This is a genomic window from Actinoplanes sp. NPDC051470 (assembly GCF_040682035.1).
Classification (GTDB): Bacteria; Actinomycetota; Actinomycetes; order Mycobacteriales; family Micromonosporaceae; genus Actinoplanes.
Genome location: NZ_JBFBAA010000011.1, coordinates 1 through 16,550, shown reverse-complemented (window position 1 = coordinate 16,550; position 16,550 = coordinate 1). Strand labels below are relative to the sequence as shown.

20 protein-coding genes are annotated in these 16,550 nt (G+C 72.2%); 8 read left to right on the top strand and 12 right to left on the bottom strand.

Annotated features, from left to right (window positions below; translation table 11 throughout):
- Nucleotides 1-64 precede the first annotated feature (64 nt).
- Together AB0M54_RS20275 and AB0M54_RS20270 are read right to left on the bottom strand one after the other, a co-directional pair.
- Entirely contained in the window at nt 65-2,575 is a 2,511-nt protein-coding gene (locus tag AB0M54_RS20275) for an FtsX-like permease family protein (RefSeq protein ID WP_364473031.1), read from the bottom strand.
- Nucleotides 2,572-3,333 carry an ABC transporter ATP-binding protein gene (locus tag AB0M54_RS20270; RefSeq protein WP_364334106.1) on the bottom strand — a complete coding sequence of 254 codons (762 nt, stop codon included), beginning with the start codon at nt 3,331-3,333 and terminating at the stop codon, nt 2,572-2,574. The genes AB0M54_RS20275 and AB0M54_RS20270 overlap by 4 nt, the downstream gene beginning before the upstream one ends.
- 148 nt (nt 3,334-3,481) lie before the next feature.
- On the opposite strand from AB0M54_RS20270, the gene AB0M54_RS20265 reads away from it, so the two are divergent.
- Genes AB0M54_RS20265 through AB0M54_RS20250 form a run of 4 tightly spaced genes read left to right on the top strand, consistent with a single transcriptional unit; the run spans nt 3,482 to nt 6,627 of the window.
- The gene (locus tag AB0M54_RS20265; protein ID WP_364334102.1) at nt 3,482-4,657 is read left to right on the top strand and encodes a histidine kinase; all 1,176 of its coding nucleotides are present in this window, start codon (nt 3,482-3,484) and stop codon (nt 4,655-4,657) included.
- A complete protein-coding gene (locus AB0M54_RS20260) occupies nt 4,654-5,292 on the top strand; it encodes a response regulator transcription factor (protein WP_364334099.1) in 639 nt (212 codons plus the stop codon). Before AB0M54_RS20265 ends, AB0M54_RS20260 begins: the two co-directional genes overlap by 4 nt.
- Nucleotides 5,289-6,275, top strand: coding sequence for a helix-turn-helix domain-containing protein (locus tag AB0M54_RS20255; protein ID WP_364473029.1), 987 nt, complete (start codon nt 5,289-5,291; stop codon nt 6,273-6,275). Before AB0M54_RS20260 ends, AB0M54_RS20255 begins: the two co-directional genes overlap by 4 nt.
- Complete coding sequence (locus tag AB0M54_RS20250) at nt 6,208-6,627, top strand: SgcJ/EcaC family oxidoreductase (RefSeq protein ID WP_364473027.1); 420 nt, start codon at nt 6,208-6,210, stop codon at nt 6,625-6,627. Before AB0M54_RS20255 ends, AB0M54_RS20250 begins: the two co-directional genes overlap by 68 nt.
- A gap of 158 nt (nt 6,628-6,785) precedes the next feature.
- On the opposite strand, the gene AB0M54_RS20245 is transcribed toward AB0M54_RS20250, so the two are convergent.
- The 6 genes from AB0M54_RS20245 to AB0M54_RS20220 all read right to left on the bottom strand — a co-directional run bounded on the left by AB0M54_RS20245 (nt 6,786) and on the right by AB0M54_RS20220 (nt 11,299).
- On the bottom strand, nt 6,786-7,394 hold the full coding sequence (locus AB0M54_RS20245; RefSeq protein WP_364473025.1) for a hypothetical protein: 609 nt from the start codon (nt 7,392-7,394) through the stop codon (nt 6,786-6,788).
- On the bottom strand, nt 7,391-8,269 hold the full coding sequence (locus AB0M54_RS20240) for an ATP-binding cassette domain-containing protein (RefSeq protein ID WP_364334089.1): 879 nt from the start codon (nt 8,267-8,269) through the stop codon (nt 7,391-7,393). The genes AB0M54_RS20245 and AB0M54_RS20240 overlap by 4 nt, the downstream gene beginning before the upstream one ends.
- A 67-nt stretch (nt 8,270-8,336) precedes the next feature.
- Complete coding sequence (locus tag AB0M54_RS20235) at nt 8,337-8,861, bottom strand: GNAT family N-acetyltransferase (protein WP_364473023.1); 525 nt, start codon at nt 8,859-8,861, stop codon at nt 8,337-8,339.
- 4 nt (nt 8,862-8,865) lie between these two features.
- Nucleotides 8,866-9,450, bottom strand: a complete 585-nt coding sequence (locus AB0M54_RS20230) for a DUF305 domain-containing protein (protein WP_364473021.1) — start codon at nt 9,448-9,450, stop codon at nt 8,866-8,868.
- Entirely contained in the window at nt 9,435-10,172 is a 738-nt protein-coding gene (locus tag AB0M54_RS20225; protein WP_364473266.1) for a lytic polysaccharide monooxygenase, read from the bottom strand. The genes AB0M54_RS20230 and AB0M54_RS20225 overlap by 16 nt, the downstream gene beginning before the upstream one ends.
- 170 nt (nt 10,173-10,342) lie before the next feature.
- Nucleotides 10,343-11,299 carry a hypothetical protein gene (locus AB0M54_RS20220; RefSeq protein WP_364473019.1) on the bottom strand — a complete coding sequence of 319 codons (957 nt, stop codon included), beginning with the start codon at nt 11,297-11,299 and terminating at the stop codon, nt 10,343-10,345.
- A 91-nt stretch (nt 11,300-11,390) separates the two neighbouring features.
- Between AB0M54_RS20220 and AB0M54_RS20215 the strand changes: the two genes are divergently transcribed.
- Nucleotides 11,391-12,056: an aminoglycoside adenylyltransferase domain-containing protein gene (locus AB0M54_RS20215; RefSeq protein WP_364473017.1), complete on the top strand. Its 666-nt coding sequence runs from the start codon at nt 11,391-11,393 to the stop codon at nt 12,054-12,056.
- On the opposite strand, the gene AB0M54_RS20210 is transcribed toward AB0M54_RS20215, so the two are convergent.
- Nucleotides 12,019-12,525, bottom strand: coding sequence for an isochorismatase family protein (locus AB0M54_RS20210; RefSeq protein ID WP_364334075.1), 507 nt, complete (start codon nt 12,523-12,525; stop codon nt 12,019-12,021). The genes AB0M54_RS20215 and AB0M54_RS20210 overlap by 38 nt on opposite strands.
- Nucleotides 12,526-12,587: 62 nt before the next feature.
- A complete protein-coding gene (locus tag AB0M54_RS20205) occupies nt 12,588-13,376 on the bottom strand; it encodes a class I SAM-dependent methyltransferase (RefSeq protein ID WP_364473015.1) in 789 nt (262 codons plus the stop codon).
- Nucleotides 13,377-13,424: 48 nt separating this feature from the next.
- On the opposite strand from AB0M54_RS20205, the gene AB0M54_RS20200 reads away from it, so the two are divergent.
- Entirely contained in the window at nt 13,425-14,027 is a 603-nt protein-coding gene (locus tag AB0M54_RS20200; protein ID WP_364334069.1) for an XRE family transcriptional regulator, read from the top strand.
- Between the two features lie 96 nt (nt 14,028-14,123).
- On the opposite strand, the gene AB0M54_RS20195 is transcribed toward AB0M54_RS20200, so the two are convergent.
- On the bottom strand, nt 14,124-14,327 hold the full coding sequence (locus AB0M54_RS20195) for a hypothetical protein (protein WP_364334066.1): 204 nt from the start codon (nt 14,325-14,327) through the stop codon (nt 14,124-14,126).
- 30 nt (nt 14,328-14,357) lie between these two features.
- Here AB0M54_RS20195 and AB0M54_RS20190 point away from each other — a divergent pair, with 30 nt between their 5' ends.
- A complete protein-coding gene (locus AB0M54_RS20190) occupies nt 14,358-15,326 on the top strand; it encodes a polysaccharide deacetylase family protein (RefSeq protein WP_364473013.1) in 969 nt (322 codons plus the stop codon).
- Between the two features lie 90 nt (nt 15,327-15,416).
- Here AB0M54_RS20190 and AB0M54_RS20185 read toward each other — a convergent pair whose 3' ends face one another.
- Nucleotides 15,417-15,755 carry an MmcQ/YjbR family DNA-binding protein gene (locus AB0M54_RS20185; protein WP_364334060.1) on the bottom strand — a complete coding sequence of 113 codons (339 nt, stop codon included), beginning with the start codon at nt 15,753-15,755 and terminating at the stop codon, nt 15,417-15,419.
- Between the two features lie 569 nt (nt 15,756-16,324).
- On the opposite strand from AB0M54_RS20185, the gene AB0M54_RS20180 reads away from it, so the two are divergent.
- The coding region (locus tag AB0M54_RS20180) for a hypothetical protein (RefSeq protein ID WP_364333332.1) at nt 16,325-16,550 on the top strand (226 nt) is incomplete at its 3' end.

The following is a 16,550-nucleotide window of genomic DNA, read 5'->3' as shown; positions in this document are numbered from 1 at the left end:
CGTGATTGGTTGCGCTCCGGCCGGATCCGCTTCGCGGAACGGCCGGAGCGGACCGTCGTCGTTTCTACTCCGTGGCCAGGGCCACGACCGGGCTCACGCGGGCGGCTCGGCGGGCCGGGAGGACGCCGGCCAGGGCGGTGAGGATGACCAGGACCACGAAGACGGCGACCAGGCGGAAGCCGGGCAGGGTCAGCGGAGCGTTCTGGCCCAGGGCCGAGACGGCCAGCCAGGCGTAGGGCACGCCCAGCAGCAGGCCGAGCAGGGCGCCGAGCACGCCGTAGAGGCCCGACTCGGCGGTCAGCATCGCCCGCAGCCCGCCCCGGGAGAGCCCCAGGGCACGCAGCAGGCCCGACTCGCGGACCCGCTCGACCACCGACAAGGCCGTCGTGGTGCCGACCCCGACCACCGCGATGAGCACGGTCAGCCCGATCAGGCCGATCGCGATCAGCAGCAGCGTGCTCAGCGCGCTCTCGATCTCGTCGCGCTGGTCGGCCAGCACCGTGACACCGACGCCCGGCCCGGTCACCGTCTGTCGCAGCGCGGCGTCCGCGGCGTTGCGGGCCACGTCACCGGACCGCACGGCGTCGGCCAGCAGGCCGGAGTAGCCCGCCGGAGCGCCCAGCGTGGTCAGGTCCTGCGGCGTGAGCACCAGGCCTGAACCGAGCGGCGCCGAGTCGGGCAGGGTGGCCGCGACGGTCACCGGGACCGACCGCCGGCCGGCGGTGATCGTGGTGCGGTCGCCGACCTTCAGGTCGCTGACGTCGCCGGCGAAACCGGAGATGATCACCTGGCCGGGCCGGAGACCGTGCCAGGTGCCCTTCTTGACGTCCAGCTTGGCGATGCCGGGCACCGCGTCCATGGCCAGGTCGTTGGCCTCCAGCTTGGTCTCGCTCCCGGTCACGGTGACCGCGGCGATCTTGCGGTAGGGCACCACGTGGGTCAGTTCCCTGCGGGCCCGCACCTGGTCGGCCAGCTTCGGGTCGAGCGGGGTGTCGGCCGCGGTGACCTCGAAGTCGGCCGGGGCGCTGGACGCGGTCTCCCGCTCGAGCAGGGCCTGCACCGAGGAGGCGCCGACCAGCGACCCGGCGATCAGGGTGACGCCCAGCGCGACCACCACGGACACCGCCGCCGCCCGGCGAGGCGCTCCCCCGACCCCACCGACCGCGAGGCGGCCCAGCGGACCCAGCCGGCGCAGCGGCCAGCCCGCCGCGGCGAGCAGCGGCCGGACCAGCACCGGGCCGAGCGCGATCAGCGCCAGGAAGGCCAGCCCGCCCGAGGCGACCACCAGCATGAGCATGCTCTGCGGGTCGTAGTTCTTCTGGTCGGGCGTGGGGAGATTCATGATCACGTACGCGGCCACCAGCCCGGCGCCACCGGCCAGCAGCACCCCGATCACCGCACGCGGCCAGCCGATGCCCTTCCGGGCCGGCGACGTGCTCGCCGTACGCAGCGCCTCCAGCGGCGACACCTTGGAGGCCGAGACCGCCGGGGTCAGCACGGCGAGCACGGTGCCCACCACGGCCAGCGCGATCACGCCCAGCGCGGGCAGCACCGGGACACCCGGCGAGGCCAGGTCCGTCCCGAAGGCGCCGGCGATGACCGGCACCAGGTGACCGAGGCCGAGCGCGGCCAGCACGCCCACCACGCCGGTGGCCAGGCCGGTCATCGCCCCCTCGGCGATCAGCGCGCGGACCAGCGCGCCGCGGCCGGCGCCGACCGCGCGCAGCAGGGCGAGCTGCTTGGTGCGCTGGGCGAAGATGATCCGGAACGTGGACGCGGCGACCAGCCCGGCCGCGACCAGCGTGATCGCCACGAACATGGCCACCACCGAGAACACGTCGTCCACGTCGTCGGCCACCGCCCGGGCCTCGTCGAGGCGGACGTCGGCGCCCGAACGAACGCCCGCGCCCGCGCCGGCGATGGCCTCGGCCGCGCTCCGGACCGGCGCCTCCTGCCCCGGCGCGACGGCCAGCTCGACCACGGAGACCCGGTCGGCCCCGGTGAGCGCGCTGATCTGGGGCTGTGGCGCGTACGCCTGCTGCCCGTAGTCGTCCGGCACCGACACCACGCCGACCACCGTCAGCGACCGGGGCTTGCCCGGCCTGCCGTCCTCGTCGTAGGTGGTGGCCATCTGGAACGTGGTGCCGACCCGCAGACCCATCCGGTCGGCGGTCCTCGGCGTCACGGCCAGCTCACCGGTCCTGGCGGGATAGTGGCCCTCGGTCACCTTGACCGTGCTGAGCGGCCCGGACCCGGGGTCGGAGCTCAGGCTGAGGCCGCGGCCGTTCACCTCGCCGCCGGCGTCGACCCGGCCGACCGCCGCGGTCACGCCCGGCACCCGCGCCAGCCGGGCGAGCTGCTCGGTGGGCACCCCGTTGTCCTTGCCGGTGACCACGAGCGCCGCGGCCTCCGGGGTCTGGCTCAGGCCGTCCAGGATGCTGGCCCGGGTGATCTGCTGGGCCAGCACGGTCGCGTAGACCACGAACGACGCGACCAGCACGGCCATGCCGGTCAGCAGCAGCCGGGACGGGCGGCGGGCCGACTCGCCGAGCTGGGTGCGCAGGACGCCGCTCATCGGGCCGCCGCCAGGTCACGCAGGGCGGTGGCGATGGTGTCGGGACCCGGGCGGTCCAGGTCGCCGGCCACCCGGCCGTCGGCCAGCAGGACGACCCGGTCGGCGTACGCGGCGGCGCCCGGGTCGTGGGTGACCATGACGATCGTCTGACCCAGCTCACGCACCGAGTTCCGCAGGAAGAGCAGCACCTCGGCGCCGGAGCGGGAGTCCAGGTTGCCGGTCGGCTCGTCGGCGAACACGACCTCCGGCCGGGTGACCAGCGCCCGGGCCACCGCGACCCGCTGCTGCTGGCCGCCGGACAGCTCGGCCGGCCGGTGGTTCAGCCGGTCGGTGAGTCCCAGGGTGGTGGTGAGGTGGCTGAACAGGCCGCGCTCGGCCCGCCGCCCGGCCAGGTCCAGCGGCAGCATGATGTTCTGCTCGGCGGTCAGCTGGGGCAGCAGGTTGAACGACTGGAAGACGAACCCGATCCGCTCGCGTCGCACCCTGGTCAGCACCCGGTCGGGCTGGGTGGTCAGGTCGGTGCCGCCGAGCAGGGCCCGGCCCGAGGTGGCCTTGTCCAGGCCGGCCAGGCAGTGCATCAGGGTCGACTTGCCGGATCCGGACGGTCCCATGATCGCGGTGAACTGGGCGCGCTCGAAGCCCACGGTCACACCGTCCAGGGCGCGTACCGCGGTGTCGCCGGCGCCGTACACCTTGACCAGATCGACCGCGGACACCGCGGCCAGGGTGCCGGGCTCGCTCGCGAGGGTCGTCATCATCTGTCCTTATGGTGAGGATTGTTGTCGGGACACATGCTGTCGGCGAAGGCCGGGCGGTCACATCGGCTCACGGGCGGGATCCCGTCCGGGCGCGGATCTGTCTTTCGGCCGATGGGACCCGCCCGGCCAGGACATACGCTGGGTGACGATGACGAACCAGCCCAACCGCAACCTGCTCTTCCACGCGGGTCAGGCCGCCGTGCTCGTGGTGATGGCCGGGCTGGGCGCCATCGACCTGCTGACCGGATCGTCCGGGGCCGGTCCGGCGGTGCTCCTGGAGGTGCCGGCCGCGGTCCTCGCCGCCGCGGTCTGGCTGCCTCGGCACCAGCAGGGGTCGACCCGGCTGCCCAAGACCGCCCTGGCGCTGGCCGCCTTCTCGCTGCTGATCACCATCGTGATCGGCGCGGCCGGGCCGACCCAGGCCAGCTTCGGCACGGCCGAGTCGCTGGCCCTGCTCGGGGTGCTGTTCGTCGTCAGCCGCCGCGGCGACCCGGCCTGGTCGGTGATGGCGGTCATCGCCACCGTCATCGCGCTCGGGCTGATGCCGATCCGGGGCGGCTTCGAGTACCAGTTCGTCATCGCCGGCCTGATCCTCGCCCTGGCCGCCACGGTGGCGATCGGCGCCGGGGTCTATCTGCGGACGATCGACGCCAGCCGGCGCCGCGCGATGGACGCGGTCCGCGCCGAACAGCGCACCGAGTTCGCACGTGACCTGCACGACTTCATTGCCCACCACGTCACGGGCATCGTGGTGCAGGCCCAGGGGGCGCGGTTCATCGCCGAACAGGACCCGAAACGGGTCCTCCTGGCGCTGGAACAGATCGAGCAGGCCGGGGCCGAGACGATGGCCTCGATGCGGCGGATGGTCGGCGTGCTGCGCGACCCGCAGGCCCAGCCGGACGCGCCGCTGGCCCCGATCGCCGGGGTGCCCGAGCTGGCCCAGTTGGTGCAGCAGTTCACGGCGGCCGGTGGCCCGCTGGCCCGGCTGCACACCGACGGCGACCCGCACGGGCTGCCGGTCGAGGTGTCCACCTCGGCGTACCGGGTGGTGATGGAGGCCCTGACCAACATCCGGCAGCACGCCGACGGCGCCCGGGTGGTCGACGTCTGGATCCGGCGTACGCCCGACTGGCTGCTCGTCCGGGTGGCGAACGACGGCGCGCCGCCCCGCGCCGCCCTCCCCCGCGAACGGCCGGGGTACGGTCTCGTGGGGCTGACCGAACGGGTCCGGGCGGTCGGCGGCCGGATCACCGCCGGCCCCGGCATCGACGGCGGCTGGGTGGTCGACGCGGCCCTGCCGCTGACTCTGGAGGTGGGCCGGTGATCCGCGTGATCATCGCTGATGACCAGGCCATGGTCCGAACCGGATTCGGCATGATCATCGGGGCGCAACCCGACATGGAGGTGGCCGGCGAGGCCGCCGACGGCGTCGAGGCGGTGGCCCTGGCCCGCCGGATCAGGCCGGATGTCGCCCTGCTCGACATCCGGATGCCCAAGATGGACGGCCTCGAGGCGCTGCGGCTGCTGGCCGGTCCGGGCGTCGCCGAACCGGTCAAGGTGGTCGTGGTGACCACCTTCGACCTCGACGAGTACGTGCACACCGCCCTCCGCAACGGCGCCGCCGGCTTCCTGCTCAAGGACTCCGGCCCGGCCCTGCTCATCGAGGCGGTCCGGGCCGCCGTCTCCGGCGACGCGCTGATCAGCCCGTCCATCACGGTCCGCCTGCTCGAACACCTGAGCCCGCCCGCGCCGGCCGGCGACGACGGCGGCCTGTCCCCGCGCGAGCTGGACGTGGTCCGGCTGGCCGCCAAGGGCCTGACCAACGCCGAGATCGCCACCGAGCTGTTCATCTCGATCGGCACGGTCAAGACCCACCTGGGCAGCGTCCAGACCAAGCTGGGCGCCCGCAACCGGGTCGAGATCGCCGCCTGGGCCTGGGAACGCCGCCTGGTCGCATGAGCGCCGACGCCTACCTGGAGAAGCTGGCCGTCAGCGGTATGCCGCCGCTGCTCGGCGGGCGGCACGAGGGCCCCTTCCGGGCCGGCGTCGTGACCCGCGACCTCGGGCCGCTGCGCATGGTCGAGCTGGTCACGCCGGCCGGGGAGTGCTTCCGGCCGGCCCGCGCGGTCCGCGCGTCCGACGAGGCGCGGTGGCAGATCGACCTGATGATGCGCGGGCGGGTCCGCGTCGAGCACGGCCGGGACGACGTCGTGCTCGGCCCGGCCGACCTGGTGCTGATCGACCCGGCGCGCCCGGTCCGGTACGCCAGCACCGCCAGCACCCACGTGACCATGCTGGTGCCGCGGCACGCGCTGCGCGGCGCCGACCGCTTCGCCGGGGTACGAATCCCCGGCGACCGTGGCCCCGCCGCGCTGGTGGCGTCGCTCGCCCGCGACATGACACGCGGCTTCAGCGGGTTCCGCGCCGACGAGGAGGAACGGTCGGCCGCCGCGGTGATCGAGCTGATCTCGGTGGCCCTCGGCTCCTCCCAGGCCGCCCCCTCGTCCGACCCGGTCCTGCGCGACCGGATCCGCGGCTACGTCGAGGCGCGGCTGGCCGACCGCGACCTCACCCCGGCCAAGGTGGCCGCGGCGCATCACCTCTCCGTACGCCGCCTGCACAAGCTCTTCGAGGACGAGCCGCTCACGGTGGCCGCCCTGATCCGCCGGCGCCGCCTCGACCGGTGCCACGCCGACCTGGCCGGCGGCGGGCGCACGGTCGCCTCGGTGGCGGCACGCTGGGGCTTCGCCGACGCGGCCCACTTCAGCCGGCTGTTCAAGGCCACCTTCGGCTACACGGCGGCGGCGCTGATGTCCAGCAGCCGTGCACGCATGGTCAAGGCGCCGCCCGCTGATCCCGGCCACGATGGCGGCCATGGATCAGTCGATCGAGACGATGAGCGCCATCCCGGCCCGGATGTGCGAGGCGTGGAACCGCGGTGACGCCGCCGGCTTCTACGCCGACTTCGCGGCGGACGCCGAGCTGGTGGAGTTCGAGGGAACCATCCAGAAGGGACGCGACACGCTGGTCGCCTTCCAGCAGCCCGCCTTCGACACCATGCTGAAGGGCTCGAGCCTGGTCGACAGCGACGTGCCCTTCGCCCGCATCGTGGCGCCCGGCGCCGGCGTCGTGCACCACCGCTTCGGCGTCCTGATGCCGGGCGCCCCCGCTCCGGCCCGCCTGATGCAACTCCTCGCCGTGGTGTGGCAGAACTCCCGCTGGGAGGTCGCCACCCTCCAGAACGCCCGCGTGGTCCCCCTCGCCGCCCTGCCCGCCCTGGAGTCCATCACCTAGCCATCCCGTCCCGCCCGACCACCGTACCGGGCAGTGGTAGATCAGCACGGCATCGCGGCCCCGAACACCGTCCGGACCTACCACCCCCCACGAACGGCGGTAGGGGAACACGGTGTTGCGGCCCGGGAAGCCGTCCGGGCCTACCACTGTCGGGCGGGTCAGTCGCTGGTGAGGTCGCGGAAGAGGGCCAGGGCCGCGCCGGCCAGGGCCACCACGGCCCAGCCGAGGAAGAACAGGCGGCCGAAGCCGACGCCCCGGGCCGCGTCCAGGTAGGAGGAGATCGGGAGCGGCCAGCGCATCTGGCCGGCCAGGCCCTCGATCAGCACGAACCAGACGCCGAAGCCGTAGAAGATCCAGGAGGAGCGGCGGACGATGGCCGCGGTGGCGGCGCCGAAGACCGCCATGATGGGTACGACCAGCAGGGTGCGCTCGTACATCTTCTGGGACAGGTCGTCCTCGAAATAGACCGGGATCCCGGTGACCGCCGCGAAGATCAGGGTGACGCCGACCGTGGTGAGGACCAGGGCGAGCAGCACCGGGAGGCGCTTGGGCTGGGCCAGGTAGAGCAGGGCGGCCGTCCGGTGCTGGTAGTGCTGGGCCACCGTGAGGACCGAGATGCCGAACGTGCCGATGCCCACGAACAGCGCCCACCAGTACGGCTCGAGGATGCCGAACGAGGCGGCCAGCACGGCGAACAGCACGATGGACAGCCAGCTCGACCGGATCGTCACCATCCGGTAGAGCTGGCTGCGGACCAGGGCGGTCATCGGGCGCCGGCCAGGTCGAGGAAGATCTGTTCCAGGTGCGGCGTCTCGACCGTCAGCTCGTACAGCGGAATGCCCTCGGCGAAGGCGATCTCCCCGGCCTCCCTGGCTTCCAGGCCGACCACCTCCAGGGTCTCCTCGACCGCGGTGACCGACGCGCCGGCGCCTTCGAACACCTGCCCCAGCCGGGACGGGTCGGCGCCCTGCACGCGCAGCCGCTGGGTGGCCAGGCCGTACAGCTCGGTGAGCGGCATCGCCTCCCGCAGTCGCCCGTCCGCGATGATCACCACGTCGTCGATCAGCTGGGCCAGCTCGGCCAGCAGGTGGCTGGAGATGAGCACGGTGCCGCCGGCGTCGGCGTGGTCGCGCAACAGGTCGCGCAGCCAGGCCATCCCGGACGGGTCGAGGCCGTTGGCCGGTTCGTCGAAGACGAGTACGTCGGGCTCGCCCAGCAACGCGGTCGCGACGGCCAGCCGCTGCCGCATGCCCAGCGAGTAGTCGCCGGTGCGGCGGTGGGCGTCGTCGGCCAGGCCCACCAGCTCGAGCAGCCGGTCGACCCGGTCCTTCCCGGCGCCGGCCAGGATCGCCTGCGACACCAGGTGGGCCCGCCCGCTCTGCCCGGGATGGCTGAGGCCCTGTTCGAGCACGGCGCCGACCCGCCGCAGCGGCTGAGGCAGCTCGGTGAACGGCTTGCCGTCGATCAGCGCCTCGCCGGCGGTCGGCCGGGTCAGCCCGAGCAGCATGCGCAGCGTGGTGCTCTTGCCCGAGCCGTTGAGGCCGAGGAAGCCGGTCACCCGCCCCGGTCGCGCGCTGAACGAGAGGCCGTCAACTGCCCGGACCTTGCCGTACGTCTTCGTGAGCTCGATCGTCTCGATCATCGACGCGCATCTTAGGCCGAGTTTCACAACCCGGCTACGCCGCACTGGCCGGGTTGTGAAACCCGGCCTACAGGGTGAACCAGTAGCGGCGGGTGGGACCCAGGCGGCCGTCGCGGATGTCCTCGAAGACGCCGCCGGCGCGTTCGATGACCCGGCGGGAGGCGTCGTTGGTGACGTGGCAGGTCACCAGCGCGCGGGTCAGGCCGAGGTCACGGGCCTTGCCGAGGACCTCGCGCAGGGCCCAGCCGGCCAGGCCGCGGCCGCGGGCTGACGGGCGTACCCCATAACCGATGTTTCCGCCCTGCTCGAGCAGGAAGTCGTTGAGCTCGCGGCGCAGCGAGATGCCGCCCAGCACGGTGTCGCCATCGGTGATCCACCAGTAGGTGGTGTTCACCCGGCCGGGCTCGGGCTCGATGTCGGGGTTGTCCTCGTCGTGCAGGCGCTGGACGAAGCGCGCGAAGCCCTCGGGCGAGTCGACGTCGTCGAAGTCGCGGAGGCCGGCGCCGTCCTGGTGCACGCCGCGGCCCCAGTCGTCACGGGCGTCCAGCCAGGACTTGTGCAAGTCGGTGGTGGGGGATGTCAACTCGGGCATCCGGCTATTGTCCGGCCGCCAAGGTCAGAAGTCGCTGGATTTGCGCCTGGCGGGTGGTGGTGGTCCGGGTGGCCAGGTCGACCGCGGGGCGGTAGGCGCCGCCCTTGGCCTCCATCCGGGCCGTCTCCATGCCGTTGTGCAGGTGGCCGAGCAGCAGCGCGGTGGCCGTCTGGTCGAAGGCGCCGGTGGCCGCCCGGAGGTCGTCGACGTCCTGCGGCCGCAAGGCGTGCAGGGCGCCGTGCCCGGCGTGGATCGACTCGTTCGGGTCGGCCTCGGCGGGCCGGTCCCACTCGGCGAGCCAGCCGGCCAGCGTGGTGTTCTCGGCCGTCCACTGCCCGCGCAGCTCGGTGGCGACGGCCTTGAGCTCGGGCGACCTCCCCCGCTCGACGGCCAGGTCGAGCACCGGCAGGCCCTGCCGGATGTGCTCGACGGTCATCTGGGCGTACATCACGTCGGTGGCGTTCGCCTCTTGCGGGCCGCCGGTGTCCGAGTCGCCGCCGCAGCCGGCCACGACGAGCGTCAGCAGGAGGACGAGAAGGGCGTGGGCCCCGCCGCGGCGGAGCCCACACTTCGTCAGATCCGTTCCCACAGCGCCGGGACGTTCGGCGGTTCCCAGCCGGCGAGCGCGGTGTGCGCCTGCCGGCAGCGGTAGCTCAGACCGCCGTAGGTGACCGTGCTGCCCGTCGAGTACGCCGTGCCCGCGGCCCAGGTGCCACCGGCCGGCGGCGGGTTGGACGGGGGCGGGTTGGACGGCGGCGGGTTCGACGGGGGCGGGTTGCTCGGCGGCGGGGTGCTGCCGCCACCGATCTGCAGGTCCACACAGGAGTAGAACGCGTTCACCGTGTCGGCGATGTTCCACCGGGCCAGCAGCCGCTGGCGGCCGCTGAAGTTGCCCAGGCTGACCGTGTGGGTCTTGGTCGCGCCGGGCTGCGCGCCACCGTCGTTGAAGGACGCCAGCAGCGTGTTGCCGATGAAGTACTCCCACGTGCTGGTGGAGTGCCGGGCGGTCAGCGTCCAGGTGAACGTGACCGAGCTGCCGACCGAGGTCGCCGGCCAGCCCTTGCTCTCGTCGTTCAGCACCGCGAACCGGGCGCCGCCGCCGTTGCACTGCATCGAGCCCTTGGGCGCCTCGACGCTCTGCGGCTCGTAGATGATGTCGCCGCAGTTGCCCGGATTGCCGCGGACGCAGTTGGCCTGGCGGCTGGGCGGGGTGGAGATGTAGCCGTGGGCCAGCGCGGCCGGCACCGCGACGAACATCGACGTGACGACGGCGGTCAGGGTGAGGATCGGTAGGGCTATGCGGCGCCTCACTCGTCGGGTCATGGAGTGCTCCTCTGCTGGGGGACGGCGGGCCGGGGGTGTCGTTCAGGGGGCCGCCCGGCCCGCCGGGACGGGGGCCTTCACTCGCCTTGTCCGCCCAACATAAGTTAAAGAGTGTTAACAGTAAATAGACACAGTGAAGTTTTTCTATCTATGCAGCACTAGACCGCTTTGGCTATGCAGATCCGGGCGCTCAGGCGAGCGCCGGCCTCATAGAACATGTACTGCGTGCCGCCGTCGGTGCCGAAGGACGGGGCGGCCGCGCGGCCGTTGTCACCGGCGACCGGCGAATAGAAGACGCCGAGGTGGTTCTGCCGGTCGAAGGCCGCGCCGACCTCGGTGACACGCATCTTCCCGTCGTTGCCGTGATAGGCCACATAGGTCAGACCGCCGCGCTTCACCAGATGCGGGCCGGAGATGTCGGTCAGGCCGTCCGGCTCCGGGTCGATCAGCGCCGTGGGATGGAACTGCCACTGGTCCCAGCCGTTGGGCGACCAGCCGTAGAACAGCCGCCGCCGCCCCGACACCACGCCCATGAAGATCATCACGTAGCGGTTGCCGCGGCCGGGCAGGACATGCTCGAAGACCCGCGCGTACGAGGTCTCGGTGGTGTTCGGCACCAGGCGGGTGCTGAGGATCGGCGTCTCGTCGGTGAAGGTCACGCCGCCGGTGGACCGGGCGACCCGGGTGGTGAAGTTCTCGCCGTGGAAATAGCAGTAGAACTGCCGGGTGGGGGCGTCCCAGATGACGTGCGGCGAGGACACGTGGCTCACCGTGGCCCCGCCGGGCAGCACGTTGTCGATCAGCGGGTTGGCGGTGTGCTCGGTGAACGGTCCGTCGAGCGAGTCGGCGAAGGCCACGCAGATGCCGCCGGGCTTCTCGTGCGGCGCGTAGTAGAGGTGGTAGCGGGCGCGCGGGTTGGCGAGTTTGTCGTACACGCCGCGGATGCACGGAAAGATGAACTCGCCGGTCGGGTTGTAGCGCAACGGCATGCGCAGCGCGTCACGCAGGTAGCGGTAGGTGGGCATGCCGCCGGGAAGCGCGGCCGTCGCCGGTGTTCCGATCGCGGTGGCGCCGGCCGAGGCGAGGCCGGCCACCAGCAGGGAGCGTCGTCTCATGACCAGGGACGGTAGGTGTTAATAAGTTGGTAATACCAGGGACTCATACGTATTATCACGCGGACCAACCCGGCGGGAGCTTCGGCTGGCCATGTCCATCTCACGCGCCACGTCGCTGGCCCGGTCGTGCGCCGCCGTCACCGGCGGGACCGTGATCCTGCACGGGTCGCTGGCCCTCGGCGGGTACCGGCCCGGCCGCAGCGACATCGACCTGCTGCTGATCACGTCGTCCCCGCTGCCGTCCGACGCGGTGCCGCGGCTCCTCTCGATCGCGTCGGGCGCCCCGCTCGACCTGCATGTGGTTTCGGCCGCGGTGGTCGCTCGTCCGACATCGGCGCCGGGGGTTCTGCTGTACGCCGGGCACGGTGACGTGGCGGTGGACGTACCGTCGGATCCTGATTTTGTCGTGGAACTGTCGGTGGCCAGGGCGCATGGTGTCACGCTGGTCGGGTCCGATCCGCCCGACGCGGTGATCGGCCCGGTCCCGGCGTCATGGGTCGTCGACCGCGGGCGCTACTGGCTGACCCGGTGGCGGGAGCTCACCGACGACGTCGAGCACGCCCGGTTCATGGTGCTGACGGCCTGCCGGATGTGGCGCTTCGCGGTGGAGGGGGCGCACTCCCCCAAGGCGGAGGCCGGGCGGTGGGCGCTGGAGCGGGACCCGTCACTCGTCGCCATCACGGCCGCGCTGGCCGACGCGCCGATCCCCCCGCCGGAGATCAGCCGCGTACTGAACGCAGCACTTCATCGGTCGTGAGCACGTCACCGAACCGCGGCAGCGTCGTGGTCAGCGCGTGCTCGTGCTCGGCGGCCGTGACGCCGCTCATCGCGTCCGAGGCGAACACCACGCCGAACCCGTGATCGGCGGCCGCCCGCGCGGTCGACTCGACGCCCATCGTGGTGGCCAGGCCCGCCATGATGACCGTGGTGACGCCGCGCTCGGTCAGACGCTCGGCCAGTCCGGTGCCGTAGAAGGCGCCGATGGTCCGCTTCACCACGACCACGTCACCGTCCCGCGGCCGCATCTCGGGCACGAAACCGCTGCCCGGCGGCTGGGTGGCGACGTTGGGGCGCTCGACGCGAACCAGAACCACCGTCCCGCCGGCACGTCGCACCGCGGCGGCGATCGCGGCCGACCGCGCGACTACGTCAGCGCCCCGATGCGGCCCCATGTCCTGCTCCACGAGGCGTGGCATCAGATCCACCACGATCAGCGCGGTCGTCACGGTGGCCCATGCTAGCGGGGTGGCGGCTCCTCGGTCGGCGGGCTTTCGGGGCAAGGCGCTCGTCAGGGCCGATGGGCCAGGAAGACCATGCGGTGGGTACGCACGACCAGGTCGTCGCGGTCCGGGAGGGACGCGGCCACCTGCTCCAGCGTCGTCAGGTCGGCGGGGGAGAGCCGTTCGGCCAGCCCCTGACGCATGCGCTCCAGGGAGACCTGGGCGTAGCGGCCCCCGGCCGGCGGCAGCGGCGGCTCCAGCGCGATGTCGAAGCGGCGTTCCTCGACCGGGTCGAAGCCGGCCGCCTTCAGGCGGGCCGCCCAGTCCTCGTGCATGTGCAGGCCGGCCTCGTCGCGCATGGCCGCCATCACCTGGTGGGCGCGTCGCTCCACATCGGCCTCCGGCCCGTCCGGCAGGAACAGCGGGAACGCGGTCAGCTCGCTGACCGCGAACAACCCGCCCGGCCGCAGCAGGCCGAACGCCCCGGTCAGCGCGGCCGCCGGGTCGGCCATGTGGTGCATCGAGGCCGAGGCCCAGACCAGGTCGGCCGGCCCGAGATCGGGCCAGGGCTGGTCGAGGTCGGCCCGGACCGTGCGGATCCGATCGGCCAGCCCCGCGGCCGAAGCCTTGCGCCGCAGGTGATCGAGCATCTCGTCGTCGACGTCGACCGCGGTGATCGTGGCCCCCGGCAGCGCACGGGCCAGGGCCAGCGAGCCGACCCCGGTGCCGGCGCCCAGATCGACGACGTGCGGCCGGTCGGCCGCCACACCGCCGACCCAGTCGAAGACCGTGCGGTGGTAGTCGGACAGAACCTCGGCGTCGAGGTCGAGCAGTTCGGCGAAGTGGGAGTGAGCCATGCCGTCGACCGTACCCATGCTTTGCGTCTGACGCGTACCATCTTGCGTATGAAGCAAGACGCCGAGCTGGAAGACCTGGTCCGCCAGCGCATCCGGGGCCTGCGCCTGGCCCGGGGCTGGTCCCTCGACGAGATGGCCGCCCGCTGCCACCTCAGCCCCTCCACCCTCAGCCGCATCGAGACCGGCCACCGCCGCATCGCCCTCGACCAGCTGACCGCGATCGCCCGGTCGCTCGACACCACGCTCGACGCCCTGGTCGAGTCCGGCTCCGACGACGACGTGGTGATCCGCCCCTACAAGGACGACGCCCGGGGCATGACCACCTGGCTGCTGTCGCGCGAGGGCGCCGCCATGACCGTGGCCAAGCTGCGCATCACCCGGCCCGCGCCGTCAGAGCTGCGGGTGCACCCCGGCCGCGACTGGCTCACGGTCCTCGCCGGCACGGTCGTGCTCCGCCTGGGCGAGCGCACAATCCACGTCCGCACCGGCGAGGCGGCCGAGTTCAGCACCATGGTCCCGCACGCCTTCGGCGCCACCCCCGACGCCCCGGCCGAGATCCTCTGCATCCTCGACCACGCCGGCGAACGCTCCCACCTCGCCGAGCCGGAAGGCCACATCCACGCCCACGGCGCCCGCGTCCCCAAGGTTTAGAGCAAGCCCACCGGGAACAACCCGGCGGCCGCACGCGGAGGTCTCGCCCCACCCAGGCCACGCCGGGCCACGGGGCGATGAAGCGCGCGTACCCCATCAAAGGGTTTGGTTGTCGTTCCGATACTTCCGGAACATCGACCTGACCTGCCTTCCCGCCGCGCGGCTCTCCCACAGCACGAAGTGCAGCGTGGGGCCGTTCCGAAACTTCCGGCGGCTGCCGAGAAAACAGGCATTGACGGCGATCGAAGTGCGCATCACGATGAAGTCAGGTTCCGTGGCGGCTTCCACCGGTCGGCCCACGGCCACACTTCGACGACAAGGAGCACCTCCATGCCCCACCCGGTCCGCGCCGGCGCGCTCGTCCTCAGCGTCGCCGCCTCCCTCCTCGCCGTGGCGCCGCCGGCCGCGCAGGCGACCACCACCCTCGCCGCCTGCCAGAACGGCTACGTCGGCCTGACCTTCGACGACGGCCCCAACCCCGGTAACACCAGCACGCTGCTGACGACGCTGCGCAACAACAACGTGCGGGCGACGTTGTTCAACACCGGCCAGAACGCCGCCGCCAACCCGGGGCTGGTCGCGGCCGAGGCCGGCGCCGGCATGTGGATCGCCAACCACAGCTACACCCACCCGCACATGCTGACGCTGTCCCAGGCGCAGATGTCGTCGGAGCTGTCCCGCACCCAGTCGGCCATCCAGAACGCCGGCGGCGGCACCCCGCGCCTGTTCCGGCCGCCGTACGGCGAGACGAACGCGACGCTGCAGTCCGCCGCTTCGGCGCTGGGTCTGCGCACCGTCACCTGGGACGTCGACTCGCAGGACTGGAACGGCGCCAGCACCGCGCAGATCGTCCAGGCCGCGAGCCGGCTCACCAACGGCCAGCTCATCCTGATGCACGACCAGTACGCCACCACGATCGCCGCGATACCGCAGATCGTCTCCGGCCTGAACAGCCGCGGCCTCTGCGCCGGCATGATCTCCCCGTCGACCGGCCGTGCCGTGGCCCCCGACTCGACGACGCCGCCGCCCGGCGGTGGATCCTGCTCGGCCACCTACGCCGAGGGCACCAAGTGGTCGGACCGCTTCAACGGCCAGGTGACGGTCAGCGGCGCCACCAACTGGACCGTCACGGTCACCCTGCACTCACCGCAACGCGTCCTCGCCACCTGGAACGCGGCCGTCACCTACGACAGCACCGGTCTGATCATGACCGCCCGCCCCAACGGCAGCGGCAACGTCTTCGGGTTCACCGTCCAGCACAACGGGAACTGGTCGTGGCCCAACCTCAACTGCGTTTGATCGGGTACGGCCACAGCAGAGCCCTGTGACCCGGCCCGGGCCGCGCGCGGCGAGACCTCCGCGCGCGGCCGCCGGGTTGTTCCCGCCGGGTCACTCCGTCCGCATCCGCCACGCGTCGGTGACCAGTTCGGTCAGCCGCTCCGCGTCCAGCCGGTCCAGCCGCACCATGACCAGCGGCAGCCCGTCATACCCCGGCGTCGTGAAGAAGAGGTCGGGCTCGCCGAGCACCAGAGCCTGCTTCTCGGCCTCGTCCCCCACGAAGAGAACCGCGACATCGGTGCGGATGACCCGGGGCTTCCCGGGCAGCCGCTCCGGGTAGGACCACACGAACCCCCGGTTGTGCACCCGGAAGTCGAACCCGTCGCTGTCGATCTCCACCACATCCGGCAGCCCGAGAGCCACCCGCCGCACATCCCCGGCATCCGACACCCGAACACCATGCCACGCCCCTCCGCCACCGGGTCCCGCGGATCAGCCCATGGCGGAACCTGCCCCTCGCCTCGCGGCCGCTTGCTACCTTTCGCCGCTTGCCACCTTTCGCCGCCCGCCTTCTCCCGTTCAGAGCCGCCGATACTGGCCCCCGCCCGCGGTGGGACCCGAAATCGCGACCGAAACACCGGCCAAAACCCAGACCCGGGCTCGGAAGTCATCCTTCATCGCGGCAGAACAGTGCGCCTATTGGGGGCGCTACATGTAACTACTGCTGACAACCAGGATTCAGTGCTGGAAACGACGGCCGGCAGCTTGAGGATGCTGGCAGCGGCCGCGAGCACCGAGTGGACCCATGTTCGGACGTGGCGTCACCGTGCCGACGCCAACCGCGTCGGTGGATCGAGGCCAAGCCACTCCGCCGCGTCGACGTCGAGGTTCAGCACCATTCGCTGTGCGAGGATCTCAACGATGGCTCGGCGGCCCCGCCATTTGTGTTCAACCTCGTACGACGGGGCCGGTGGTGGAGGCGGCGTCTGCCATGACGCCGGACGGATTGGGGAGCGACCATGAACGTCACCGTTGTTGGTTCTGGCAACGGAGGCATGGCTGTCGCCTTCGACTGGGCTCAGCATGGCCACCGGGTCTCGCTGTACTCCCGAGCCTCACACGCTCACGAAAACATTGAGGCAGTTCGGGTCAAGGGCGGCATCAACAGCCAGGGACGGCTGGAGGGCTTCGCCCCGGTTGCGTACTCCGGTACGGACATCGCAGCCGCCATGGAGGGCGCCGAGA